The sequence below is a fragment of the Sulfobacillus harzensis genome (genome assembly GCF_012933365.1).
Classification (GTDB): Bacteria; Bacillota; Sulfobacillia; order Sulfobacillales; family Sulfobacillaceae; genus Sulfobacillus_B; species Sulfobacillus_B harzensis.
On sequence record NZ_JABBVZ010000194.1, the window covers coordinates 1 to 3,292 of the forward strand.

Sequence of the window (3,292 nt, forward strand, 5' to 3'; positions counted from 1 at the left end):
CTCGCGCACGCTGAGACTACTGGGGCCGCAGGGCCCCGGGATCATCAGGCCGTGCCGACCCATTTTTTATCCCGCTCGTGTGAGCGGGATTTTTTCATGTCTTGGAGTCGATTTTTTAGAGACATTAATATCAAACATTGACATCGACAAAGTGTAGTATTAAAGATGTTAACAGGAGGTGCAAGGAATGAAAGAAATGCCTATCGTCGGACGATGTCCGGCTTGCGGAGGCACCTTGGCGGTCCGTCGGTTGCAATGTGCGGATTGCGAGACGGCGGTAGAGGGCTTATTTTCTCTCAGCCGTTTTGACCTCCTTTTGCCGGGTCAGGTGTCCTTCCTTGAAACCTTCCTACGGGCACGAGGAAACATCCGGGAAGTGGAGCGACTGATGGGTCTGTCCTACCCAGCTGTGAGAGCTCGGCTGGATCAGGTTTTGCGGGTGTTGAAGTTGGATTCAGACGAGGTCGACGCTCGCAGTCATGGCCACCTGGAAGTTCTGGATGCCGTGGAGCGGGGCGACCTCACTGTGGACAAAGCCGTAGAGGCGTTGCGGCGCCCAGATTAAATGTCGAAAGGAGCATTTGAATGAGGGAAGAGAAGTTGACAATTTTGCGCATGCTAAGAGACGGTCGTGTAAGTCGGGAGGATGCCATTAAGCTCCTTCAGGCGATTGGCGTGCCCTTGCTCGACCAGAGCCAGGCCAAAGCCATTTTGGGGCAGGTTGAGCGAGGCGTTCTCTCGCCTGACGATGCGGCAGACCAGCTTGAGGGCAACAACAAGGTGGAGGGAACAGCCGAGTCTCCGCGGCGGCTTTGCATCCGGGTGGAGAAGGACGGTAAACAGGCTGTCAATGTTAGGGTGCCGTTGGGATTGATAGACGTTGGGATGCGGCTTTTAGGTAAGAACCCGGTGATGGTCAACGGTCGGCCGGTCGATGCGCGAGTCATCTGGGAAGCGGTCAAGAGCGGCACCATGGGAACGATTCTTGACATCGACGGCGACGATGGCCAGCATGTAGAAATTGCGGTGGAATAAGGGGCGCCGTCGAATAACTTACGCTGAGATGCAGTTCAGGTACGACCTCGGCCCTCCATTTTTATCAATCCACTTTTGACTTTGAGGGAAATGTCATTGGGCAAAAAGAAAAAGCCGCCCCATGACGGGACGGCTTCCTTTGTGCGATGTGGTTAGTTTGATATCCACATGTGGTTGAACTGCGGGTCTGCGGTGACCGGGTTGCCCCACTTGACCGCACCGTGCACGCTGGTCGAATCCACGTTGATGCTCGCGGGATTGGGCAGCCACAGCATCGGCAGTTGCTTCGCGGTGTACGCCACATACTGTTGGAAGGCGTGCATTGACTGAGCCGACGTTGTATAGGGCTTGTGCGTGGCTGCAATCAAGGCGTCTTCTTTGCTGCTTGCGTATCCGGAACCCGAGGGCGCCGTGGAGCTGAACAACTGGCCACCGGTGGGATACCAACCTGGGCCGTTGTATGCCCATCCCGACCCGACGGCAAGCTGCCAAGCATTGGAGGTCTTGTTGCTGATGTCGTTCAGGAAGGTGTTGTAGTTGACTCCCTTCAAGGACGTCTTGACACCAATCTTGTTCCAGTCCTGCTGCATCAATTCGACTTGGTCCAAAGTGGCTTGCGCACCAGAGACGTAAAGCAGCGTGAAGTTCATCTGTTGTCCCTGAGCGTTGGTCATCACACCGTTCTTCTCGGTCCAGCCATGCTTCTCGAGAAGCTTTTTCGCCGCCTTGGGGTTAAAAGCAATTTTCGGTTCGCTGCTGGCCTGATAGAACTGAGTCTTGGGGGTTGACGGAATGGGGCCGTACTGCGATACGCCGTAACCCTTGTAGATGTCCTTGACGATGGCTTGTTGGTCGGTTGCCATTTCCAATGCTTGACGCACATAGAGGTGGTCAAAAATGGAGGCATCCTTGGTCGCAGGCCACATGTTGAGCTGGGTCCAGAAAACACCTAGGCTATAGGCGGGGACAATCTTGTCCCCTTGGGACGTCAACTCTCCGGCCGCACCCAGCTGGGTGGGGTCCAGATACCCGAGGTCGATTTGTCCCGTCTTCAGTGCGGAGAATTCCGCCGTGCTCGAGGATTCGTAGTCAAACACCAGCTTGCCAACCTTGGCCTTGTAACCGCCATAGTTCGGGTTCGGCTTCAAGACCCAATCTTGGTTGGGCGTGGCGCTGACCAATTCAAACGGTCCGTCGCTGACGGTCTCCGCGGTCTTGGGGTTGCTGGCGATCGAACCCAAGTACTGGATTTCTTTGGACCAGTTGTTGCCGTCCACGTCCAACACCTTGGAAGGCATTGGCGTTAGCTGAATTAGCCCGTTGTATATGAACCACTGCTGGTTGGCGGGCTTGGTCAGCGTAAAAGTGACCTCATGCGAATTGTTTTCGACGACGCTGGCGATGCCGTTTGGAATGTCACCCGTCCCGGCACCAACGAAGGGCCACGGTGAGGGCGCATTAGACGCCGAGGCGGCCTTAATCACATTCCAGGTAAACATGAGGTCGTTGGCAGTGACCGGTTGGCCATTCGACCATTTCCAATTCTTGCCGATAAAGACATGGTAAACGGTGCCGCTTGCGTTATAGGTAATCTTCGACGCAATCGACGACTTCCAGACGATTTGATACTTATCGTTGAGATGAATCAATGGCTTGTAGATCTGGTTGTTCAGCCAGCTATTGTACATCTGGTCTGATGCCGCATCATAAATCGGGAGGTACCAATCTAAGTTAGTCTGCGACGGCAATGCGACGGTTAGCGTGCCACCCGAAACCGGTTTGCTTGAAGAAGCCCCGGTTTGGGTGCTTGAACCACAGCCGGCCGCCAAAGTGGCGATTCCGATGGCCACTGCCGCTGATGTCATCATTATTGTACGGGCCTTCATGAAAACGCCTCCTCAAAAAAGATCACCAAAAGCACGAAACCGGCTTCGAAATTGTCATCGAGTGCTAACAATTGTCGGTTTCGGACGAGTTATTGTATCACATTGGTAACTATCGGGCGATGGCAAGGAACCACGTTTTTAGGTTTCTTTTTCCGCTTGCCAAACATCCGAATTGAGGGCATAATAGGCGAGTTGCATCGACGCCGAGTGCGGTCGGTCGACAGGAACCGAAAAGTTCCACTAGACAGGAACGCCGCGACGCGATACAATTAATTTTGCTGTCGCAAGACAGGCCCGGTCCTTGAAAACTATATCATCATGCCACATGAACGAACGTAACAAACGACCAACGTCGTAACAGACGAGTCATG

Annotated in this window: 3 protein-coding genes; 2 read left to right on the forward strand and 1 reads right to left on the reverse strand. The window is 54.0% G+C overall.

Annotation, left to right across the window (positions count from 1 at the left end; translation table 11 throughout):
• The first annotated feature begins 187 nt into the window (after positions 1-187).
• Together HIJ39_RS22075 and HIJ39_RS22080 are read left to right on the forward strand one after the other, a co-directional pair.
• Positions 188-565, forward strand: a complete 378-nt coding sequence (locus HIJ39_RS22075; protein ID WP_207711859.1) for a DUF2089 domain-containing protein — start codon at positions 188-190, stop codon at positions 563-565.
• Between the two features lie 20 nt (positions 566-585).
• Positions 586-1,035: a hypothetical protein gene (locus HIJ39_RS22080; protein ID WP_169103198.1), complete on the forward strand. Its 450-nt coding sequence runs from the start codon at positions 586-588 to the stop codon at positions 1,033-1,035.
• Positions 1,036-1,187: 152 nt separating this feature from the next.
• Here the strand turns inward: HIJ39_RS22080 and HIJ39_RS22085 are convergent, their stop codons facing one another.
• A complete protein-coding gene (locus HIJ39_RS22085; protein WP_243239909.1) occupies positions 1,188-2,921 on the reverse strand; it encodes a peptide ABC transporter substrate-binding protein in 1,734 nt (577 codons plus the stop codon).
• Positions 2,922-3,292 lie beyond the last annotated feature (371 nt).

Coding starts and splice junctions, on each gene's coding strand:
- HIJ39_RS22075 (WP_207711859.1), top strand. CDS start 188: ATGAAAGAAATGCCTATCGTCGGACGATGTCCGGCTTGCGGAGGCACC.
- HIJ39_RS22080 (WP_169103198.1), top strand. CDS start 586: ATGAGGGAAGAGAAGTTGACAATTTTGCGCATGCTAAGAGACGGTCGT.
- HIJ39_RS22085 (WP_243239909.1), bottom strand. CDS start 2,921: ATGAAGGCCCGTACAATAATGATGACATCAGCGGCAGTGGCCATCGGA.